Source organism: Plantactinospora sp. BC1 (assembly GCF_003030345.1).
Classification (GTDB): domain Bacteria; phylum Actinomycetota; class Actinomycetes; order Mycobacteriales; family Micromonosporaceae; genus Plantactinospora.
Window position 1 is genome coordinate 6,858,111 of record NZ_CP028158.1, and the last position, 20,150, is coordinate 6,878,260.

Here is a 20,150-nt window from a genome sequence, read left to right on the forward strand (position 1 = left end):
TTAAGAAGGGGCTAACTGGACAGACGACCGGACCGGAGGTTGGCAGATGGTGACGCAGGCGCGGCCACGATCCGGGACGGACGTCGCCGGCCGACCCGGGCACCGGGCGGACCTCACCGGCCTGCGCGCCCTGGCGGTCGGGTCGCTGCTGCTCGGCGCCGCCGGAATCGGCGCCGTACCGGGCGGTTTCGTCGGCGTCGACATCCTGCTGGTGGTCTCCGGCTTCCTGGTCACCGCTGCCCTGCTCGGCACCTGGCGGCGTACCGGACGGATCGACCTGGTCGGATTCCTCGCCCGGCGGGCCCGGCGGGCGCTGCCGGCCGGCACGCTGGTGCTCGCCGCGTCGCTGCCGCTGGCCCTGATCCTGCTGCCCCGGGAGCGCTGGTCGGCGGCGGGTTGGGACGTGCTCGCCGGTGCCGGGCACCTGCTGAACTGGCGGCTCGCCGCACAGGACGCGCAGGCGGTCGTCCCGGACGCCGGGGCCAGCCTGCTCGCCCACCTCTGGGTGGTCGCGGTCGCCGCGCAGTTCGTGCTGCTCTGGTCGCTGCTGGTGGCCGGCGTCGCAGCCTGGACCGCACACCGGGGCGGGCGGCCCCGCGTCCGCCCGCTGCTGATCGCCGCCGGCCTGCTCGGGCTCGGTTCGTTCGCCTGGTCGGTCTGGTACACCGCCGCCGAGCCGGGGCCGGCCTTCCTGGTCACCACCACCCGGGGCTGGGAGCCGGCGCTCGGCGCCGCGCTCGCCCTGCTCGGGACCCGGCTGGCCGGGCTCCCCCGGCGCCTCGGCACCCTGCTCGGCTGGGCCGGCCTGGCCGCCGTCGCGGTCGCCGTGCTCACCCTGCGGCCGGGTCCGGACTTTCCCGGGCTGCTGGCCCTGCTGCCCGCGCTGGGCACGGCCGCGATCATCGCCGGCGGCACGATCGGCCGCCCGGCCGGCGCCCCGGGTACCGGCGACGGCACGGATACCGCCGGGACGGTGGCAGGGTCCGGCGGGGCGTACCGGGTGTTGGGCGCTCGGCCGTTGCGGGCGCTGGGCGCCGTCAGCTATCCGCTCCACCTCTGGCACTGGCCACTGCTGGTCGGCGCGCACGCCCGGTTCGGCGACCTCCGGCCGGCCGTCGACCTCGGCCTGCTCGGCGGGGCGGTCCTGCTCGCCGTCCTCACCCACCGGTACGTCGAGATCCCGGCCCGGGCCGGCGCCCTGGACCGCTGGTCGCCCGGGCAGGTACTCCGGGTCGGCACGCTGCTCCCCGCCGCCGGAGTACTCGCCGGGCTGCTCTTCCAGCTCACCGTCTGGCCGCCCGAGCAGTCGGCCCCGGCACCGGCCGCCAGACCGGTGTCGGCGCTGCCCAGCGCGGCCCCACCGGCGGCGCCGGGTGCCGCCGCGCTGGGCCGGTCACCCCGGACCAGCCGGGCCGGCGTCCCGGTCGACCGGGTCCGGTCGATCACCCCGGACCCGGCCGACGCCCGCGACGACCTGCCCGACGTCTACCGGCACAACTGCTTCCCGCCGGTCTCCAGCAGCCTCGCCCGGTCCTGCGTCTACGGCGACCGGGACGCCGAGTTCACCGTCGCGCTGGCCGGCGACAGCCACGCCGCGAGCTGGGTACCGGCGCTCCAGGCGGTCGCGGCGGCCAAGGGCTGGCGGCTGGTGACGTACCTCAAGCCGAGCTGCCCGTTCCTCCGGCTGGAGGCGATGACCGGGCAGCCGCCGCAGCGGGAGGCCTGCGCCGAGTGGTACCGCAACGTCCGGGCCGCGCTCACCGGCGCGGAGCGGCCCGACCTGCTGCTGACCACGAGTTCCCGGTACCAGCCGATGGCCGGCGGCCGGGGGCTGAACGGCAAGCCGGCACACGACGCGCTGGTGGCCGGCATGCGGCGGACCTGGTCGGACCTGGTCTCGGCCCGGGTGCCCACGGTGGTGCTCCGGGGCACCCCGATCCTCGCCAGCGACAGCGCGAAGTGCGTCGCGGCGAACCCGCGCCGGCTGAAGCGGTGCGGGGCGGACCGGGAGGTCGCGCTGGCGACCAGCGCCGGGGCCGCGCAACTCGCGGCACTGGACGACCTGCCCCGGGTCGGCCTGATCGACCTGACCACGGCGATCTGCCCCGGTCGGCGCTGCGCCCCGGTGATCGGCGGCGTGCTGGTCTACCGGGACAACCAGCACCTCACCGCCAGCTACGCCGCCACGCTCGCGCCCCGGCTGCGCAGCGCGCTCGATCGGATCCTCGCGCCGCCCGCCTCCTGACCCGGTCGGGCGCCCGCCTCCCGACCGGCGGGCGCCCGGTGCGGGCGAGTCCGGACGGCTAGCGGGAGACGCAGAACTCGTTCCCCTCCGGGTCGGCCAGGGTGACCCAGGTGAAGGGGCCCTGCCGCCCGTCGTGCAGGAACGTCGCGCCGCGCGCCACCAGCGCCTCGACCACCGGTGCGAGATCGTCGGCACCGGTACGGACGTCGAGGTGCATCCGGTTCTTCACCGTCTTCGGCTCCGGAACGAGCTGGAACAGCACCCGGGGCGCCCGCCCCTCCCCCTCGGGGTGCCGGATCGCCGCCCCCGCCTTCCAGACCAGCACACCGTGGTGGAGCCGGGTGTCGTCCTCGGTGGCGTGCCCCTGCTCGACCATCCGGCGGATGAACGCCTCGTCGGAGGGCTCCACCTGCCAGCCGAGCGTCTCGGCCCACCAGTCGGCGAGCACGTGCGGGTCCGCACTGTCCTGGGTCACCTGGAACTCGTACGCCATCGCGGTCACCTCCGGGCCCGGTAGAGGTCACGGAGCAGACTGATCTCGGCGCCGTGGTGGATGGTCTCGCGGTTGATGTGCAGCACCAGTGTGGCCAGCGGGAGTTCCGCGTACGGGCCCTCGGCCGGGCCGCACGGCCGGGCCAGCCCCGCCGGGTCGAGTCCGCGTACCCCGTCCCGCCAGGTGGCGTACGCCGCGTCGAGCTGGCGCAGCGCCCCGGCGGCGGTGCCGGCGTAGTCGAAACTGTCGTAGTCGACGGGCGGCCCGCCGAAGTGCGCCGCGCTGCGCCGTCCGAGGACTCCGACGACGATGTGCGCCAGCCGCCACGCGATCGTGGTGACCGGCGGCGGCGTCGGCTCCGGCAGCGCGTACTCGATGACGTAGCTGCCGGCGCCGTGCGCCGTGTCGGCGGCGACCCGGTCGCGCGGGCGTACCCCCCAGGTGCCGTCGACCGGTTCCCAGTGGTACTCGTCGTCGGTGAGCCCGTCGAGCCGGGGTCGTAGCTGGTGCTGCCAGTGCCAGTCGAGCTGGTCGAGCAGTTGCCCGGTCCAGTCGATCTCCGTGTCGTCGCGGGTGTCCATGCCTGGCACGCTAGCCCCAATTGCGGACAGAATCGTTCCTGGTTTGCTGGCAGACTCGGGAAATGCTCGACACCTCGGCACGGCTGCTGCGGCTGCTCGCCATCCTGCAGACCCGGGCCGAGTGGACCGGTCCGGAACTGGCGGAACGGCTGGGCGTGACGGTGCGTACCCTGCGCCGGGACATGGCCCGGCTGCGCGACCTCGGCTATCCGGTCCGGGCCACCCCGGGGGTCGCCGGTGGCTACCGGCTCGGCGCGGGGTCGACCCTGCCGCCGCTGCTCCTGGACGACGACGAGGCGGTGGCGGTCGTGCTGAGCCTGCGTACCGCGGCCAGCCAGAGCGTGACCGGGATCGCCGAGACCTCGCTGCGCGCGCTGACCAAGCTGGAACGGATCCTGCCGGCCCGGCTACGCCAGCGGGCCGCCGCGCTGCGGCTGACCACCGTCCCGCTGGCCGGCGGGGCGCCCACCGTCGACCCGGACCTGCTGACCGTGATCGCCGAGGCGTGCCAGAACCTGCACCGGCTCACCTTCGACTACCGCAGCCGCGACGGGACGGCCAGCATTCGCCGGGTCGAGCCGCACCGGCTGGTGCAGACCGGCCAGCGCTGGTATCTGGTGGCCCGGGACACCGACCGGGACGCCTGGCGTACGTTCCGGGCGGACCGGATCGGCGAACTGCGCTCGACGGGTACGCGGTTCACGCCGCACGACCCGCCCGACCCGGCGACCTTCGTCGCGGACTCGGTCGGTGCGGCGCCGTACCGGTACCGCGCCCGGGTGTTGGTGCACGCGCCGGCCGCCGAGGTCGCCGAGCGGGTCCCGCCGACCGCCGGGCTGGTGGAGGCGGTGGACCAGCAGAGTTGCCTGCTGCGCACCGGAGCGGACTCGCTCGGCTTCCTGGCGCTGCACCTCGCCCTGCTCGGCCCCGAGTTCACCGTGCTCGAACCCGCCGAACTGGCCGACGAACTCGGCCGGCTGGCCGGACGGCTGGATCGGGCCCGGGACCGGTCCCGGTCGGACCGTCCGGAGTAGCGCCCCCGGCACCCATCTCCACCGGCTGGTCCGGAACTCTCCACCGGCTGGTGCGGAACGAATTTCCGCCGGACCTGTCGGCGGCCCGCGCCGCACGGTCCGCAACTGCGCGCCGCGCCGCCGTCGACCCCGGGGCGCCCGGGCCGGTGCCCGACTCCGCCGGGGGCGACCGGGATGAACTGGCCGGATCCGTCGGCCCGACGACCTCCCCGGATCGGTGACCGGGCCGGCGGTCGGGGCGGTCGGCCACGCCAGCCCCTATGCCCCTAACCGGGGGTGGGGTCTCGGACCTAACCGGTGGGGGCGAGAACCGGGGATCGTCCCCGATGTCCGGTACGTCGGCAACGCCGTACCGTCGGCGCCAGGTCTGGAACGACATGCCCAGATCATCCCGCCCAAACCTTCTGAGGAGATCGTCACCGTGGAATCGGCACCGACCGTGGAGACCCCCGCTCCGGCTCCGGCCCCCGCCCCGGCCCCCGCCCCCGAGGCGACTCCCGCCGTGGAGAGCACCCAGACCCTGCACGAGTTCGTGGTCAACCTGCTCACCGACGTGGACCTGCGTGCGGCGTACGAGCTGGACCCGACCGGCACGCTGGAGAGCGTCGGGCTCTGCGACGTGGTCCCGGGCGATGTCACGGACGTCATCCCGCTGGTCGTCGACACCGTACCGCTGCAGGGCCTGACCGACCTCGGCGCGGTGGAGAGCCTGGGCCTCGGCTCGCTCAGCCTCAGCCCGACCAGCGTCGTCGGCCAGGTGCAGACCGTGGCCAACCAGTTCACCGCCGGGGTCTACACCACCGCCGCCGACGTCGACGTGGCCGGCCTGGGCTCCGTCAGCGTGGACCCGAACGGCCTGGAGGTCGGCGTCGGCTCCGCCCTGCCGGTGCTGGGCCTGGACAGCGGCCTGAACGTGGACCTGTCCGGCGTGCACGACCTGGCCGACACCCTCGACTCGACGGTGCTGGGCGCCGCGGGCGGGGTCGACACCGTCGACGGCGTGCTCGGCACCGCCGACTTCGCCGCGACCACCGTGACCTCGACCGTCGCCGGCACCACCGGCCTGGTCGGCTCCGGCGACCTGGGCAGCGTGACGGACCTGACCAACATCACCGACCTGGGCAACGTCGCCGACCTCGGCACCATCACCGACCTGGGCAACGTGGCCGACCTGGGCAGCGTGACCGACCTCGGCAGCGTGACCGACCTGGGCAACGTCGCCGACCTGGACGGCACCGTGGACAGCGTCACCGGCACGGTCGGCGGGGTCACCGGCACCGTCGACGGGACGCTCGGCAGCGTCGGCCTGGACGGCGTCACCGACACCGTCGGCGGGGTGACCGACCTGACCGGGAGCGTCGGGGTCACCGGGGCCGTCGACGGCACCCTGGGCAGCGTGACCGGGCTGGTCGGCGGCGCCGCCGACCTCGGTGGCACCACCGACCTGCTTACCGACGGCGTCCTCTGAGCCGTACCCGCACGAAGACGGCGGTGCCCGGACCAGAAAGCGGCTGGTCCGGGCACCGCCTTCGGCTTTTCTACTCCAGGGGGTCCACCGGCGACACCCGACACCCTTGACATCGGATGTCTGAGCAAGCTGCCTTGACAGGTGTCGCGGTACCGCAATAGCGTCGTACCTCGATTGATTCGTTTCAACCACGGGTGGCGACGGAGTCTCGCCGGCACGAACCGCCGTACCGGTCGGCTCCTGAGTCCAGACATCGTGGACAGACATCCGATGCTCCTGGTCGGGGAGGAGACGACGTGCTCGCACGCAGGGACTTCCATCGGATCAGCGCCGCGACCGCCCTCGGCGCCGGGGTCGGCGCCGGAACCGGCGGCACGGCCATCGGCGCGGCCCGGGGCGAGGCGCCGCCGAACTGCGAGGTCGTCGAGACCGACACCGAGATCGTCGTCGACAACGGGCCGGTCCGGATCGCCGTCAGCAAGACCAGCGCCAGCCGGCTGACCTCGCTGCGACTGCACGGTCGGGAGTTGCTCGGCGCCGGCGGCCGAGGCAACTACGACATGAACAACGCGATGGAGGGCGATCCGCTGCCGCTGCCGCCGACGCAGAACACGTACGAGATCCGGCGCGGGGACGACTTCGTCGACATCGCCTTCCGGTACAGCCCGACCAACGGCGGCCCGTTCTGGCTGGAGCGGCACCACATCGTCCGGGCCGGCGAGCCCGGCATCCACCTGGCCACCGTCTTCCAGCACCCGCCGGAGCTGCACGGCTTCCGCTCCGACCAGCACCGGTACGTCTGCTACCTCGACCCGGAACTCTTCACCCACGTCTCCGTCGAGGACGACCCGATCGGGCAGCCGTGGCGGGCCGGGGCAGCCCGGATGCCCACCCCGGCGGAACTGGCCGCCGCTCCCGTGGTGATGGACGCGACGCACGACCTCGCGGGCCTCGGCTCGGCCTATCCCCGGCGCTACTACACCAAGTACGACTGGGCCACCTATCTCAAGGATCACGTGGTGCACGGCCTCTACGGCAACGGGTACGGGATCTGGGCGGTCCAGCCGAACCGGGAGGCGTTCTGTGGCGGGCCGGTCCGGCAGGACCTGACCCTGCACCAGACCACCAGCCGGCCGGTGTTGCTGGTCGAGCCGCAGGCGACGCATTACGGTTCGCCACCGGTACGGGTGGCCGCCGGCCAGGCGTGGGAGAAGACGTACGGGCCGTACTTCGTCTACCTGAGCCGGGGCGACGACCCGGCCCGGATGCGTGCCGAGGCGCTGCGGTACGCCAGCTTCGACGCCCACCGGGACCTCTACGACCGGGTGGCGCTGCCGGGCTGGACGCCGAGCGCGCGGCGCTGCACCGTGCACGGCCGGATCCGGCTCGACGGCGAGCCGCACCTGCGGGGCGCGGTGGCGGTGCTCTCGGACAACCGGCTGGACTTCCAGCGCACCGCGCTCGGCTACGCGTACTGGACGGAGGTGAACCCGGGCGGCGTGTTCCGGCTGCCCGACGTGCGGCCCGGGACGTACCGGCTCACCGTCTACCGGCCCGGCACCTGGGGCGAGTACGTCCGCGACGACGTGACGGTGCCGGCCGGCGGCCGGATCGACCTCGGCGAGCTGCGCTGGGAGCCGCCCCGCAACGGCCGGACGGTCTTCCAGCTCGGCAACCCGGACCGCACCTCGGCGGAGTTCCGGCGCGGCGACGAGTTCCGGCAGTGGGGTACGGCGCGGTTCTTCAAGGCCGACTTCCCGGACGGGGTGGTCTACACCGTCGGGCGCAGCGGGAACGACGACTGGAACTATCTCCAGTTCCAGCGGGTCGACGGGGAACCGGTGCCGCCGTGGCGGATCCGCTTCGACCTCGACCGCCCGGTGCGGCCGGGCGCGACCGCCACGCTGACCGTCGCGCTCGCCGCCTGGGCGATGGACACCGCCCGGGACGTACCGCCGCTGCCGAGCAACCTGACCATCGGGGTGAACGACCTGCGGCTGGTCTGGACCTTCGCGCCGGACGACGCCCGGGGCGCCACCTACCGCAGCGCCTGCGGCGGCCGGCACTACCGGCGGGAGTTCCGGTTCGACGCGGCCGCGCTGCGCCGGACCGGCAACGAGATCACCCTGGCGATCAACGAGGGGACCCCGCCGGAGCTGGGCAACGAGGCGGCGTACGACGCTATCCGGCTGGAGATCGACTGACGTGCGGCCGGAGCGGGAGACCCCGGCCTGGTACCGGGACGCCAAGTTCGGCATCATGATCCACTGGGGCCTCTACTCCGTCCCCGGCTGGGCGCCGCTGGACGACGAGGTGGTGCGGCTGCTCGGCGCCGGCCGGACCGCCCCGGAGGACTCCAGCCCGGACGACTCCACCCCGGACGGCTCCGCCGACGCGGTACGGCGTTCCGATCCGCTCGCCCGGCATTCCTACGCCGAGTGGTACCAGAACACCTACCTGCTGGACGGCCCGACCCGGGCGTACCACCGGCGGGTGTACGGCGACCGGCCGTACGCCGACTTCCGCACCGAGTTCGTCGCGGCGGTCCGGGACTGGGATCCGGTGCCCTGGGCCGACCTCTGCGCGGCGGCCGGCGCCCGGTACGTCGTACCGACCAGCAAGCACCACGACGGTTACCTGCTCTGGCCCTCCGCACACCCCAACCCGCACCTGCCGGGGTGGCAGACCGGGCGGGACGTGCTCGGCGAACTCGGCACGGCGGTGCGCGACCGGGGACTGCGCTACGGCCTCTACTACTCCGGCGGGCTGGACTGGACCTTCGGCAACCTGCCGATCCGCCGGATGGCCGACGTGGCGGCGAGCGTCCCCGACTCCCCCGGGTACGCCCGGTACGTCGACGCGCACTGGCGCGAGCTGATCGACCGGTACCGGCCGAGCGTGCTCTGGAACGACATCGGCTATCCGTCGGCCGGTGACGCCGACGGGCTGGTCGCGGCGTACTACGCGGCGGTACCGGACGGGGTGGTCAACGACCGCTTCTCCCGGTACGGCGCCGACGTGCGTACCCCGGAGTACCGCATCCGGTCGGAGATCGATCCGGAGCCCTGGGAGACGGTCCGGGCGCTCGGGCTCTCGTTCGGCTGGAACCGGCAGGAGACGGCCGAGCACCTGCTCTCCGCCACCGAGCTGGTGCACCTGCTCGCCGACGTGGTGAGCCGGAACGGCAACCTGCTGCTCGGGATCACCCCGGACGACCGGGGCGTCGTGCCGGCCGCGCAGCGCAGGGTGCTGCACGAGGTGGGGCGGTGGCTGGCCGACCACGGCGAGGCGATCTACGGCACCCGGCCCTGGCCCGTGCCGGCGGCGGCCACCAGCAGCGGGGTACCGGTCCGGTTCACCCGACGCGACGACGTCGGCTATCTCATCGTGCTCGGCGACCCGGGGCCCGAGTTCGGCGTACCCGGGCTGTCGTTGCCGCCCGGAGCGCGACTCCGGGTGGTCGGCCGGGCGGCGGCGGAGCCGGGGGTGACCGCCGGCCCGGACGGCCCGGTGCTGGCGGTCGGCCCGCTGCCGCCGGCCCCGGCGCACGTGTTCGCGGTGCGGCCCGCTTCCTGACCCCCGGGAGCGGTCGGCGGGCCGTGGTCACCGGAGACGCCCGGGCGGCCGGCCGGATGGCCGGGTCGGCGGCCCGGGTCCCCCGCGCTCCCCCGCCGCCAGGGGTGGCCGGAGATGCGAGAAGTGCCCCCGTCCCGGCCGGGACGGGGGCACCTCTCGTGGCTGTCGCGGGGTCGTCAGCCGAGTTGGCTCTTGGCCTCGTCGATGACCCGCTTGGCACCCTCGGCGACCGGGATCCGGCCGAAGATGACCTCGTCGTAGATCCGCTGGAACTCGGCCTTCACCGCGCCGCCGCCCTTGGGCTGCGGCGGCGGGGTCGGCAGCAGCTTGTCGACGACCGACTGCTCGAACTCGTAGACCATCTTGTCGTTCGGGGCGAGGCTCGGGGCGATCGCGTCCCGGACCTTGGCGTTGGCCGGCATGCCCCGGGAGACCGCCAGCACCTTGCCGGCCTCGACGTCGTTGACCAGGAAGTCGACCAGCATGGCCGCCTCCTTCGGGTGCTCGCTGCGCTGCGCCACGCTGTAGGCCATGGACATCGCCGCGATCATCCCCCGCTTCGGGGTGTCGCTCGGCATCGGCGCGATGGCCAGCGGCGCGCCGTACGCGCTGACCATGCCGGTGAAGCCGGAGTCGTAGTTGACCTCGGCGGTGACACCCTTCTTGATCAGCGAGGAGTTCGTGATCGAGCCGTCGAGCTGGGTGGTCAGCGCCGGGGGCGCCAGCGCGCCGACCGAGCGCATCTGGCCGGTCATCGTCCAGAACTCGGTCAGCTCCGCCTCGGTGAAGCCGAGCTTGCCGTCGTCGGTGTAGATGGCCTTGTCCCGCTGGCGCAGCCAGATGTCGAACCAGTCGATGGCGAAGCCGAAGTCGCCGAAGCCGGCCACCTTGCCGCCGCTGGACTGGCTCAGCTTCTGCCCGGCGGCCTGCATGTCCGCCCAGGTCCACTCGGGGGTCGGCGCGGCCACGCCGGCCTTCTGCCAGAGCGCCGGGTCGTAGACCACACCCTGGGTGTTCTGGGCGATCGGGATCGCGTACGTCGCGTCGCCGACCTTGCCGGCCGGCAGCAGCGTCTTGGTGATGTCGCCGACCTTCAGGGTGTCGTCCTCGATGTACTCGGTGAGGTCGCGCAGCGCGTTGCGGTCGGCGTACTCCCGCAGGTAGGCGCGGTCCATCTGCACCACGTCCGGCGCGTCGCCACCGGCGATCTGGGTGGAGAGCTTCTGGAAGTACGCGTCGAAGGCACCGAACGAGGTGTTCACCTTGATGTTCGGGTACTTCTTCTCGAACAGGTCGATGGCCTGCTCGGTCACCTTGGCCCGGTCTTCGTTGCCCCACCAGGTGAAGTCGAGGGTGACCGGGCCGTCCGAGGCGTCGTCACCACCACCACAGGCGGCCAGCGGCAGGACGAGCAGGGCCGCCGCGGCGAGGGATGCGGCCCTCGCGGCTCGGCGGACCCGTCGGGTGTGCACCATGGACATTCTCCTTCCCAAGGGCGACCGGCGGCGGTGGTGCGGTACGTCGGGGCAGGAAACCGCTTGCCTGAGCGGGCGCAGGGATGCCTGGGCGGGCAGCGGTGAATCCTCCCTCTCGACGTGGGCCGGGTCGCGGGGGCGGTAGTTGCGGTGGCAGGTCGTGCGGTACGGCAATGAAACGATCCAACAGATCCGGACGCTAGGTGTGACGCGGGCCGCTTGTCAAGAGACACCGCCGCGACGAAGACCGGCCGGACCTGCGAGAACGCCGGAAAACGGACCGGCCGCGCCGAACCGTTATACGAACGGGACCTAGCCCCCTGCCCGGTACCCGACCGATCCTTGCTTCCCCCCGCACGCGCTGATATCCACGTATCTACACCTGCCCATGATCCAACTCTCGTACCGTGGGCCGGCCTGACCGGTCGGCCTCGTCGTACCTCGTCAAGGAGGACCCCTTGCCACATGCCCGGTGGAGATCAACAATCTGGACCGGTCGGCGCGGGCTGCCCGCGCTGATGGCGGCCGTGCTGGCCGCCGCCCTGCTGCCCGGCGCCACCACCGCCAACGCGGCACCCGCCGACGACCCCGGCGGTCAGGTCCAACCGGCAGAGCACCCCGAGTCGTACGGCGGCAGCCACGCCCACCGGGACCTGGACAACCGGGCCGGCTCGGCCGCCCCGAACGCCCGGCAGCGCGGCCTGGCCAACCAGGTCGCCGGTGCGGTCCGGTGGAACGCGCTGGGCACCCCGCACGCGCTGACCGCCACCGACGGTCCGCTCGCCACCGGGCTGGACGCCGACCCGGAGACGGCCGCACGGCAGTACCTGACCCGCAACAGCGAACTCTTCGGCCTGGACGCCTCGGCCGTGGCCAGCCTGGAGAAGCTGCTGGTCCGGCGGGTCGGCACCGGTGCCGTGGTGACCCTGCGGCAGCGCTTCGGCGACCTGCCCGCCGGCTACGACGGGCTGGTCAGCATCGCCGTCACCGGCGGCAACGTGATCAACGTCAGCTCCTCGCTCTCCCGGCACACCGGCACCCCCCAGCCGGTCACCGTCACCGCCGACCAGGCGTACGCGGTCGCGCTCGCCGACGCCGGCCTCACCGCCGACCAGGTGGCCAGCCGGGACATCCGGCAGGTCGCCGTGCCGATGCCGGACGACGCGCCCCGGGCCGCCTGGGAGGTCACCCTGATCTCCGACCGCACCGACCACCCGACCGCGTTCACCACCTTCGTCGACGCCGAGCGGAGCAGCGTGCTGGTCCGGGAGGACCTGGTCGACTTCGACTCCGACAACCCGAAGTGGGCCGTTTTCCCGGCCACCCCGCCCAGCCGGACCGGGCCCGGCCGGGACTCCCGGGTGCTCTGGTGCCTGACCGTGGAACGCGGCTGCGAGCGGCCGGTCCGGGACCCGAACAGCGGGCAGGCCTGGGACGTCGACCTGACCACCGGGCAGCCGACCCACACCGCCCGGGGCAACTCGGCCAACACCGTGGTCTCCTGGGGCGGCGACACCCCCGCCGTACCGCTGACCGAGAGCCCGACCCGGGACTACGTCTATCCCTTCACCGACCCGTGGAAGACCTCGAAGTGCGACCCGGCCGTCTTCGCGGCCGCGCACCGCAACGACGCCGACGCGGCGATCGCGAACCTCTTCGCGATGCACAACCGGATGCACGACTGGACCTACCGGCTCGGCTTCGACGAGGCGGCCTGGAACCTCCAGGCGGTCAACCTCACCGCCGACGGCCTCGGCGGCGACGCCGAGCAGGGCCGCGCCCAGCAGGGCGCCCGCAGCGGCAACCGGAACAACGCCAACCAGAACAGCCCGCGCGACGGCCTCCCGCCGACCACCAACATGTACCTGTGGCAGCCCGCCGCCGGTGGCCCGTACCCGCCCTGCGTGGACGGCGACTACGACATGACGGTGATCGGGCACGAGTACATGCACGCGGTCACCAACCGGATGATCGCCGGCCCGAACAGCGGCATCAGCGGCCACCAGGGCGGTGCGATGGGCGAGTCCTGGGGTGACCTGATGGGCTCGGAGTACCTCTTCCAGCACAACCTGCGGGCACCGGGCGAGACGCCCTTCATCACCGGCGGCTACGTCACCGGCAACACCGTCAGCGGCATCCGCAACCACGACTTCAGCCGCAGCCCGCTGAACTACTCCGACGTCGGCTACAACACGGCCGGCCCGGCGGTGCACGCCGACGGCGAGATCTGGAGCGCCACCAACTTCCGGGTCCGCGCCGCCCTGCTCAGGCGGTACGGCCAGGGCACGCCGGCAAAGCAGCTCGACTGCGCGATCGGTCGGGTGGCGGTGGAGAAGTGCCCCGGCAACCGGCGCTGGACGCAGCTCGTCTTCGACTCGTACCTGCTCCAGGCGGCCAGCTCGGTCAGCATGCTGGACATGCGGGACAACCTGCTCGCCGCGGACCAGCTCCGGTTCGGCGGGGCCAACCAGGACATCATCTGGGACGCCTTCGCCGTCTCCGGGATGGGTCGGGACGCCGCCACCAACGGCTCCGCCGACACCGACCCGACCCCGAGCTTCGCCTCACCGCACGCCCGCAACGTCACCGTGCGACTCAAGGCCGACGGCGAGAGCAAGGGTGCACCGATCCGGCTCTACCTCGGCGCGTACGAGGCCCGGGCCGTCCCGGTCGCGGACACCGACCCGGCCACCCCGCTGCCGGACACCTTCGAGGTGATCGCCGGCACGAAGTTCTCGTTCCTGGCCGTCGCACCGGGCTTCGGGCACAGCCGGTTCAGCCGGGAGTTCAGGTCCGGGTGGGGCCGGCACGGCGACCGGCCGGTCACCCTGGAACTGGAGCTGGACCGCAACCTCGCCTCGGCCGCCTCCGGCGCGACCGTGGCCGGGGACGGGGTCAACGCCGACAAGCTGGTCGACGACACCGAGGCGACCAACTGGGCCTCCCTGGACGGGGTCGCCGGCCGGCAGGTCACCGTCGACCTCGCCGGGGACCGGCCGCAGACGGTACGCAGGGTGAACGTCAGCGCCTACCTGCGGCCGACCAACGCCGCCGACCCGGCCGACCCGGGCAGCCAGAACGCCCTGTCGGCACTGCGCTCCTTCGCCGTACTCGCCTGCGACGCCAGCCGGGTCGACTGCACCGTGGACGCCAACTACCGGAAGGTGTACACCAGCCGGCCGGACGCGTTCCCGGGCGGGAAGTACCGGGCGTACTCGCGGGACCTCAACCTGCGTACCTTCGACATCCCGCGCACCGTCGCCACGCACCTGCGGATCCAGGTGCTGCACAGCCAGTGCACCGGCGGCCCGGAGTACGCCGGTGAGCAGGACAACGACCCGGCGACCAGCACCGACTGCGGCACCTCCAGCCCGGCCCGCAGCCAGGTCCGGATCGCCGAGTTCCAGGCGTTCGGCAGGTAGCCGCGGGGAGCAGGCAACGGCCCCGTCCGATCCCGGTCAGGATCGGGCGGGGCCGCTTTGCGTGCTCGGTCGGGTGACCGTCGGTTCACGTCCTCGGTCGGGTCACCAGTCGGGGTAGTGGTGGGCGGCGCCGGAGCGTCGGCGTACCGCCTCCCGGTGGCCCCGCCGGGCGGCGGCCGGACGGCCCCGCCGCGCCGGTGCGGGGATCGGCGCCGCCTCGGCGAACCGATCCCGGGAGCGCAGCCGGAGCAGCAGGCCGGCGCCGAGGAAGAGCAGCAGGGCGCCGACCGCGAAGCCGACCTCGGTCAGCCCGGTCCCGCCCCGGCCGGCGGTGGCACTGGCCTCGCCGCCGCCCGCGCCGCCCTCGTCCGACCCGGCGGCCCCGTCCGGCCCCTCGGCGAGTACCGGGGAGTCGCCCTCCACCGACTCGGTCGGCTCCGGCTCGACCGGCTCGGTCGGGCTCGGCGCCGCCTCGGTCGGAGTGGGCCGGTTCCGCTCCGGCGTGGCGGGTGCGGTCGCACGCCGTCGCGGCGGCCCGCCCCGCTCGCTGACCACCTCGCGGGTGGCGCTGGTCCGGTCGAGCAGCCGGGACTGGGCGTCGAACGCCTCGACCGTGAGTTCGATCCGCCCGTCCGTGACCGCCTCGTCGACGGCGAGCCGGTACTGGGCGGTGACCGTCCGGTTCCGGCACAGCGTGCCCGGGTCCAGGTCCCGGTCGGTGATCCGGGCCGCGCCGCCCTCGCCCCGGACGTCGGTCGGGATCACCCCGGGCTCCTCGATCCGGTCGATCCCGATCTGGTCGAGCCGCAGCCCGTCCGCGCGCAGCACCAGTGACCAGCGGACCTTGCGGCAGTCGCCGTCGAGGGTGGTGGAGACCACCGCGGTGACGGTCTCGGCACCGGCGCCGGCCACGAACTGGCCGGGCAGCTGGGTCAGTGCGGTGTCGAAGCCGGGAGCCGCGTCGGCCGGCGCGGCCGGCAGCATCGCCCAGCCCGCCGTCGCACAGACCAGCGTGGACCCGAACCGGGTCGCGAGCCGCCACACCGTAACCACCACCCATTCCGCGCCGATTACGTACGGATCGACGCTATGGCCACCGGTGGAGGCGCGGAAGAGTGGCGTATCAGCACCATTCAGTAATGAAGAGGGCACTTTTGACGCGCAGTGCTGAACCGGTTACCACTGCACCGCGACACGCCCGGGTACGGGGTGCCCGGGGGCGCCCGGGGTGCCCGGCGGGCCGACCGGCAGAATCGGCGGTTGTGTCCGAGAGCCCGGCGGAGTTCGTCCGAACCTACGCCCACTTGACCCCGGTGTCGGCGGTACCGGAGATCCGACTGCACCAGGCGGCCGAGCCGATCGGCCTCTGGGAGCTGACCGAGGGCGAGTTCCGCAGCGAGCAGCCGCCACCGTTCTGGGCCTTCGCCTGGGCCGGCGGCCAGGCGCTGGCCCGCTATCTGCTCGACCATCCGGAGACGGTCGCCGGTCGGCGGGTGCTGGACCTGGCGTCCGGCTCCGGGCTGGTGGCGATCGCCGCCGCCCGGGCCGGCGCCGCGCAGGTCCGGGCGGTCGACATCGACCCGATGGCGCTGGCCGCCGTCGAGGTGAACGCCGAGGCCAACGGGGTGGCGGTGGCCGGCGAACTCGGCGACGTGCTGGACGGTGACGCCGGTGACGCCGAGGTGGTGCTGGCCGGTGACGTCTTCTACAGCCAGGCGATGGCGAACCGGGTGCTCCGGTTCCTGATCCGGGCGTCCCGGGCCGGTGCCCGGGTGCTGGTCGGCGACCCGGAGCGGGCGTACCTGCCCCGGGGGCGGTTCGCGCCGCTGGCCGGCTACGACATCCCGGTCACGGTCGCCCTGGAGAGCGTCCGGGTCAAGCACAGCCGGGTCTGGGAACTGACGAAGGTCACCCCGGCGACCGGCGACACCGGCCGCGCCGGCCGTACTGGCTAGCGTGGTCGGGTGCTGTTCCGTAGTTGGCAACCGGTCGAGCGGTCGTGGCCGGACGTGGCCGCCGTGCCGGACCATGTCGGGGTCGAGCACCTGGTGGTGACCCGGCACGCGCTGGTCCGCCAGGTGCTCGCCGACCCCGAGACGTTCCGCCCGGACAACGCGCTGGACGCGATGACCCCGATCCCGGTCGGTGCGCTCCGGATCCTCGCCCGGCACGGCTTCCGGCTGCCCGCCACGCTGGCCAACAACGGCGGTCCGACCCATCCGGAGATCCGGCGCATCGTGGCGGAGGCGCTGCATCCGGACCGGGTCGCGGCCCAGCGGCCGTGGCTGACCGCCGTCGTGCGGGAGCGGGTCGGCCGGCTCGGCGCCGCGCTCGACGCCGGTGACCCCGTCGACCTGTACGCGGACCTCGCGGCCGACCTGCCACTGCTGGTACTGGCCCGGCTGGTCGAGCTGCCGCAGGCGCCGGCCGAGGTGGTCAAGGAGTTCACCCGGGCCGCCCTGGAACTCTTCTGGGCACCGGTCGACCCGGCGCGGCAGCGGGTACTGGCCGAGGTGGTGGGGCGGTTCCACGCCGTACTGCGGGAGTTCGCCGCCACCGGCGCCGGGCTGGCCGGCGTGCTGCGCGCCGCCGGGCATCCGCCGGACGTCGTCATCGGGGCGCTCTTCTTCCTGCTGGTCGCCGGCCAGGAGACGACCTCGCAGTTCCTCACCCTGCTGCTGCACCGGCTCACCGGCACCCCGGAGGTGGTCGCCGGGGTGCGGGCCGGCACGGTGCGGGTCGAGGACGTGGTCGAGGAGGGGCTGCGGCTGGAGCCGCCGATCGTCACCTGGCGCCGGGTGGCCGCCCGGGAGACCGAGTTGGCCGGTACCCGGGTGCCGGAGGGGGCCAGCCTGGTGCTCTGGCTGGCCCGCGCCGGCCGCGACCCGGCGGTGGTCGCCGCGCCGGAGGCGTTCGTACCCGGGCAGCGCGGCTCCCGCCGGCACCTGGCGTTCGGCGCCGGGGCGCACCGCTGCGTCGGCGCCCAGCTCTCCCGGATGGAGGCGGCGGTGGTGGTCGCCGAGACGGCGCCGCTGCTTACCGACGTGACCGTGCTCCGGGCGCCCTGGTGCCCGGACAACCTCTCGTTCCGGATGCCGGACGCGCTGGTCGTCGCCCGTCGCTGACCCGGATCCCCGGCCCGACTCCCAAAGGTCGGCCGGCTGCTCGCCGGCCGTGGGAGCGGGCGAGACCTACCTCACTCGAACAAAAAATCTTGTTATTCGAACATCCAGAGTGTTTTACTCAAACACATGTCTGCGCAGGAACGGCACCAGGCGATCGTCGAGATGCTGCTGACCTCCGGCCGGGTGACGGTCGCCGAGCTGACCAGCCGGGCCGGCGTCTCGGAGATGACCATCCGCCGCGACCTGGAACTGCTCGAACGGGAGGGCCTGCTCCAGCGGGTGCACGGCGGCGCCGTCAGCACCGTCTCGGGCAGCTACGAGCCGCCGTTCGCGGTACGGGTCCGGCAGCAGGCCGACGCCAAGGCCCGGATCGGTGCCGCCGCCGCCGAGCTGATCGGCGCCAACGAGACCGTGGTGGTCGACGCCGGTACGACCGCGCTGGCCACCGCCCGGGCGCTGCGCGGACGCCGGCAGCTCACCGTCTGCGCGCTGAGCATCCCGGCCAGCACCGCACTCGCCGACGAACCCGGGATCCGGCTCATCGCCGCCGGTGGCGACATCCGAGCCGGTGAGCACTGCTTCGTCGGCCCGCTCGCCGAGCGGATCTTCGAGGAGCTGCGGTTCGACACCTTCGTACTCTCCGTCGGCGGCGCCGACCCGGGGACCGGACTGACCGACTTCAACCTCGACGACGTACGCGTCAAACGGGCCGCCATCGGTGCCTCCCGCCGCCGGGTGGTGGTGGCCGACTCGACCAAGCTCGGCCGGGCCACCTTCGCCCGGATCGGGCCGGTGCAGCTCGCCGACGTCGTCGTCACCGACGACCGCGCCGACGCGGAACAGGTGGCGGCGCTGCGCGACGCGGGCCTGACGGTGGTGCTGGCATGAGCGGGCCGACCCGACCGGGAACGCCCCGGCTGGGCCGGCTGGCGGTGCTCGGCGCGGTCACCGCCTTCGCGATGATCGGGCTCCAGCAGGCGCTCTACGGCCCGGCCATCCCGCAGCTGCGCGAGGCACACGGGATCACCGCCGCCGGGGCGGCGACCGCACTCAGCGTGCACTTCGCGGGCGCGATCATCGGGGTACTGGCGATGCCGCTGGCCCGCCGGCTCGGGGTGCCGGACGGGCGCTTCCTGGCCTGGTCACTGATCGGGGTCGCGGTGGGCGCCCTGGCCTTCCCGCTCGCCCCGGAGTGGCCGTACGCCCTGCTCGCCGCCTTCGTCGCGGGCGTCGGATTCGGCGGGCTGGACGGCGGCGTCAACCAGGTCTTCACCGAGGTGTACGCCGAGGGCGGCCACGGCATGCTCAACCTGCTGCACGGCTGCTTCGGGGCCGGGGCGGTCGCCGGGCCGATCGCGGTCGGGCTGCTGCCCGGCTACGGCTGGTCGTTCGCCGGCTGCGCCCTGCTCGCCCTCCTCGCGCTGCCGGCCCTGCGTACCCTCTCCGGCCCGGTCCGCCCGGTCCGCCCGGCCCGCCGGGGACAGCCCGCCGACCCGACCCGGCCCGCCGACGAGGATGGCACCGAAGCGGTCGGTCGCCCGGCGGACGTCACCGGCGCCCGGGTCGGCGCGCGGCGGCCGGCGTTCCCGGTCGGCACCGCGCTGTCGCTGGGATTCCTGCTCTTCTTCGTGCTGCACGTCGGGCTGGAGACCGGCGCGGCCGGCTGGGAGACCACGCACCTGATCGCGACCGGCTGGTCGGCGGCGGCGGCCGCGACCGCCACCAGCGGCTTCTGGCTGGCCTTCACCGCCGCGCGGTTCGCGGTGGTGCCGCTCTGCCGCCGCTACCCGGCCCGGGTCATCGTCTTCGGCTGCACCGGGCTGACCGTACTGGCCGCTGCGGCCACCCTGGTCGACCCGATCGCACCGGTCGGGTACGGGCTGCTCGGGGCCGCCGTCGGACCGCTCTTCCCCACCGGGCTGGCCTGGCTGGCCGAGTATCGTCCCGGGCTGACCCCGACCGTCGTCGCGGTGTCGATGGCCGGCGGCATCGCCCTGCCCCCGGCGATCGGGCTGGCGGTCGGCGTGGCCGGTCCGACGGCGATCGCCTGGGCGATGGTGCTGATGGCCGTCGCCGGGCTCGGCACCGTGCTCGGGCTGGCCCGGCTCCGCCCGGCCGGGTCAGGCCCGGTCGCGCCCGCCGTCGATGTCGATGCCGCGCAGGTATAGCAGGACGATCAGCGCACCGCCGAGCACCAGGCAGATGTCGGCGACGTTGCCGACGAAGAAGCCGGCGTAGTCGATGAAGTCGACGACGTGCCCCCGGGCGAACCCGGGCTCCCGGAAGAGCCGGTCCAGCAGGTGGGTCGTGGCACCGCCCAGGACCAAGCCGAGGGCGAGCGCCCAGGCCCGGTTGCGGACCTTCCAGGCGGCCCCGGTGATCGCGGCCACCGCGACGGCCGCGACGATGGTGAAGATCCAGGTGACGCCGGTGCCGATCGAGAACGCGGCGCCCGGGTTGTAGAGCAGTCGCAGGCTGAGCAGATCCCCGAGGACCGGTACGACGCCGCCGTCGGAGAGCGCGGCCACGGCCAGGTACTTCGTGATCTGGTCCACCAGCACGATCACGACCGCCAGGGTGAGCACCCAGGGGTACCACCGGACGGAACCGGTCACCCGGCCCGCTTCCGGCATCGAGGAATCCGCCTCGACCTGCTGCATGACGAAGGACCTCCAGCACCGACGGCTGCCCGGACGGCACCCAGCCTACGTCGCCCGGCCGGAATGCCGGC

15 protein-coding genes are annotated in these 20,150 nt (G+C 73.9%); 10 read left to right on the forward strand and 5 right to left on the reverse strand.

The features are described from left to right. Positions 1-46: 46 nt before the first annotated feature. Positions 47-2,245, forward strand: coding sequence for an acyltransferase family protein (locus C6361_RS30065; protein WP_107269800.1), 2,199 nt, complete (start codon positions 47-49; stop codon positions 2,243-2,245). A 58-nt stretch (positions 2,246-2,303) separates the two neighbouring features. Here the strand turns inward: C6361_RS30065 and C6361_RS30070 are convergent, their stop codons facing one another. Further along, entirely contained in the window at positions 2,304-2,738 is a 435-nt protein-coding gene (locus C6361_RS30070) for a VOC family protein (protein ID WP_107263973.1), read from the reverse strand. A 5-nt stretch (positions 2,739-2,743) separates the two neighbouring features. Beyond that, a complete protein-coding gene (locus C6361_RS30075) occupies positions 2,744-3,319 on the reverse strand; it encodes a DinB family protein (RefSeq protein WP_107258729.1) in 576 nt (191 codons plus the stop codon). 62 nt (positions 3,320-3,381) lie between these two features. Here C6361_RS30075 and C6361_RS30080 point away from each other — a divergent pair, with 62 nt between their 5' ends. From C6361_RS30080 to C6361_RS37260, 4 genes are all read left to right on the forward strand, one after another. Beyond that, complete coding sequence (locus tag C6361_RS30080; RefSeq protein ID WP_107269801.1) at positions 3,382-4,353, forward strand: YafY family protein; 972 nt, start codon at positions 3,382-3,384, stop codon at positions 4,351-4,353. A gap of 421 nt (positions 4,354-4,774) precedes the next feature. Beyond that, positions 4,775-5,821: an IniB N-terminal domain-containing protein gene (locus C6361_RS30090; RefSeq protein ID WP_159079561.1), complete on the forward strand. Its 1,047-nt coding sequence runs from the start codon at positions 4,775-4,777 to the stop codon at positions 5,819-5,821. A 296-nt stretch (positions 5,822-6,117) separates the two neighbouring features. After that, positions 6,118-8,025, forward strand: a complete 1,908-nt coding sequence (locus C6361_RS30095) for a polysaccharide lyase family protein (protein WP_107269804.1) — start codon at positions 6,118-6,120, stop codon at positions 8,023-8,025. A gap of 1 nt (position 8,026) precedes the next feature. Next, positions 8,027-9,397 (forward strand): alpha-L-fucosidase, encoded by a 1,371-nt coding sequence (locus C6361_RS37260; protein WP_159079562.1) that lies wholly within the window; start codon positions 8,027-8,029, stop codon positions 9,395-9,397. Between the two features lie 176 nt (positions 9,398-9,573). Here C6361_RS37260 and C6361_RS30105 read toward each other — a convergent pair whose 3' ends face one another. Continuing rightward, positions 9,574-10,872, reverse strand: a complete 1,299-nt coding sequence (locus C6361_RS30105; RefSeq protein ID WP_159079563.1) for an ABC transporter substrate-binding protein — start codon at positions 10,870-10,872, stop codon at positions 9,574-9,576. Between the two features lie 458 nt (positions 10,873-11,330). Here C6361_RS30105 and C6361_RS30110 point away from each other — a divergent pair, with 458 nt between their 5' ends. Further along, positions 11,331-14,294 (forward strand): M36 family metallopeptidase, encoded by a 2,964-nt coding sequence (locus C6361_RS30110; protein ID WP_234359111.1) that lies wholly within the window; start codon positions 11,331-11,333, stop codon positions 14,292-14,294. Positions 14,295-14,396: 102 nt separating this feature from the next. On the opposite strand, the gene C6361_RS30115 is transcribed toward C6361_RS30110, so the two are convergent. Beyond that, positions 14,397-15,347, reverse strand: coding sequence for a hypothetical protein (locus tag C6361_RS30115; RefSeq protein WP_159079564.1), 951 nt, complete (start codon positions 15,345-15,347; stop codon positions 14,397-14,399). A 209-nt stretch (positions 15,348-15,556) separates the two neighbouring features. Here C6361_RS30115 and C6361_RS30120 point away from each other — a divergent pair, with 209 nt between their 5' ends. The 4 genes from C6361_RS30120 (at position 15,557) to C6361_RS30135 (ending at position 19,587) form a co-directional block, all read left to right on the forward strand. Continuing rightward, positions 15,557-16,249, forward strand: a complete 693-nt coding sequence (locus C6361_RS30120; RefSeq protein ID WP_107269807.1) for a methyltransferase — start codon at positions 15,557-15,559, stop codon at positions 16,247-16,249. A gap of 9 nt (positions 16,250-16,258) precedes the next feature. After that, positions 16,259-17,419 carry a cytochrome P450 gene (locus C6361_RS30125; RefSeq protein WP_107269808.1) on the forward strand — a complete coding sequence of 387 codons (1,161 nt, stop codon included), beginning with the start codon at positions 16,259-16,261 and terminating at the stop codon, positions 17,417-17,419. 126 nt (positions 17,420-17,545) lie between these two features. Continuing rightward, entirely contained in the window at positions 17,546-18,307 is a 762-nt protein-coding gene (locus tag C6361_RS30130) for a DeoR/GlpR family DNA-binding transcription regulator (RefSeq protein ID WP_107269809.1), read from the forward strand. After that, entirely contained in the window at positions 18,304-19,587 is a 1,284-nt protein-coding gene (locus C6361_RS30135) for a sugar MFS transporter (protein WP_107269810.1), read from the forward strand. Before C6361_RS30130 ends, C6361_RS30135 begins: the two co-directional genes overlap by 4 nt. Here the strand turns inward: C6361_RS30135 and C6361_RS30140 are convergent. Beyond that, positions 19,540-20,079, reverse strand: a complete 540-nt coding sequence (locus tag C6361_RS30140) for a signal peptidase II (RefSeq protein ID WP_234359112.1) — start codon at positions 20,077-20,079, stop codon at positions 19,540-19,542. The two genes, C6361_RS30135 and C6361_RS30140, sit on opposite strands and share 48 nt — an antisense overlap. Between the last annotated feature and the right edge of the window lie 71 nt (positions 20,080-20,150).

Bases quoted from the DNA above. Each gene is read 5' to 3' on its own strand.
- C6361_RS30140 (WP_234359112.1), bottom strand. From the start codon at position 20,079: ATGCAGCAGGTCGAGGCGGATTCCTCGATGCCGGAAGCGGGCCGGGTG.
- C6361_RS30105 (WP_159079563.1), bottom strand. From the start codon at position 10,872: ATGGTGCACACCCGACGGGTCCGCCGAGCCGCGAGGGCCGCATCCCTC.
- C6361_RS30065 (WP_107269800.1), top strand. From the start codon at position 47: ATGGTGACGCAGGCGCGGCCACGATCCGGGACGGACGTCGCCGGCCGA.
- C6361_RS30080 (WP_107269801.1), top strand. From the start codon at position 3,382: ATGCTCGACACCTCGGCACGGCTGCTGCGGCTGCTCGCCATCCTGCAG.
- C6361_RS30075 (WP_107258729.1), bottom strand. From the start codon at position 3,319: ATGGACACCCGCGACGACACGGAGATCGACTGGACCGGGCAACTGCTC.
- C6361_RS30130 (WP_107269809.1), top strand. From the start codon at position 17,546: ATGTCTGCGCAGGAACGGCACCAGGCGATCGTCGAGATGCTGCTGACC.
- C6361_RS30070 (WP_107263973.1), bottom strand. From the start codon at position 2,738: ATGGCGTACGAGTTCCAGGTGACCCAGGACAGTGCGGACCCGCACGTG.
- C6361_RS30135 (WP_107269810.1), top strand. From the start codon at position 18,304: ATGAGCGGGCCGACCCGACCGGGAACGCCCCGGCTGGGCCGGCTGGCG.